Genomic DNA, 1059 nt, shown 5'->3' with positions numbered 1-1059 from the left:
GAAATCCCGACTTTGTACGAATGGGCCGGCGGCAGCGAGGCGCTCAACAGGCTGACACGCGCCTTCTACGACAAGGTGGCATTTGATCCGATCGTCGGCCCCGTGTTCAAGACCATGTCGTCGGACCACCCGGCGCATGTCGCCGCCTTCATCGGCGAGGTCTTCGGCGGGCCGAAGACTTATAGCGAAGAGTTTGGCGGCCATCGCGAGATGGTGATGCATCATCTCGGCAAGCACCTGACCGAGGAGCAGCGGCGGCGCTGGATCAATCTTCTGGCCGACGCGGCCGACGAAGTCGGCCTGCCGGACGACCCCGAGTTCCGCTCCGCCTTCATGGGCTATGTCGAATGGGGATCGCGGCTGGCGAAGATGAACTCGAATCTGGGCGAGACCTGCGATCCCGCGACCGAGCCGATGCCGGCCTGGGGCTGGGGTGTGCCAGGCGGGCCATACAAGCCGCCGGCCGGAAAATCGTAGGCCCAGGCGCGTTTTCCGGGAACGCAATCCGTCGCCGACGGAAATGCGATGGAGAAATCCGGCAAAGCTTCGAAAACGGCAGGTTAGTGCTCTTTACAGAGGGCCCGGAAGCTTTTAGGAAGCGCCTGCGCCGAACAAGCGCATGCACGGGCATAGCTCAGTTGGTAGAGCGGCGGTCTCCAAAACCGCAGGTCGTAGGTTCGAGCCCTGCTGCCCGTGCCATTTCCTCAAAAGGAATCGTCTCGCTTTCGTTTAGGTTCCGGACGGAACCGCCTCATACTTTTGCTTGAGTTGTATCGGCGGCCAGCTTGTCGAGGGTGATAGGCAGGTCGCGTACGCGAATACCGGTGGCGTTGAACACGGCGTTGGCAACGGCCGCGGCCACTCCGGTCGTACCGATCTCGCCGATGCCACGCGCCCCCATGGGCGTGCGCGGGTCGGGGACATCCGTCCACAGCACATCGATCTCCGGCACGTCCAGATGCACCGGCACATGATAATCGGCCAGCGACGTGCTCATGATCCGGCCGCTCCGCTCGTCCAGCAGCGTTTCTTCCGTCAGCGCCATTCCCAGTCCCATGA

General features: G+C 62.8%; 2 protein-coding genes and 1 tRNA gene. 2 read left to right on the top strand and 1 reads right to left on the bottom strand.

What is annotated here, in order from left to right; all coding sequences use genetic code 11:
• Window positions 1–477, top strand: a 477-nt coding sequence (locus tag EOA24_RS39025; protein WP_127410880.1) for a group II truncated hemoglobin, incomplete at its 5' end; no start/stop codon positions are given.
• 146 nt (window positions 478–623) lie between these two features.
• A tRNA-Trp gene (locus tag EOA24_RS39020) sits at window positions 624–699 on the top strand.
• Between the two features lie 52 nt (window positions 700–751).
• On the opposite strand, the gene EOA24_RS39015 is transcribed toward EOA24_RS39020, so the two are convergent.
• A partial coding sequence (locus tag EOA24_RS39015; protein ID WP_133374973.1) for a molybdopterin cofactor-binding domain-containing protein occupies window positions 752–1059 on the bottom strand: 308 nt, incomplete at its 5' end.

Origin of the sequence: Mesorhizobium sp. M2A.F.Ca.ET.039.01.1.1, from assembly GCF_003998035.1 — a bacterium.
In the GTDB taxonomy this organism is placed as follows: Bacteria; Pseudomonadota; Alphaproteobacteria; order Rhizobiales; family Rhizobiaceae; genus Mesorhizobium.
The sequence above is the reverse complement of the archived record's forward strand: the minus strand, read 5'-3'. Positions and strand labels throughout refer to the sequence as shown.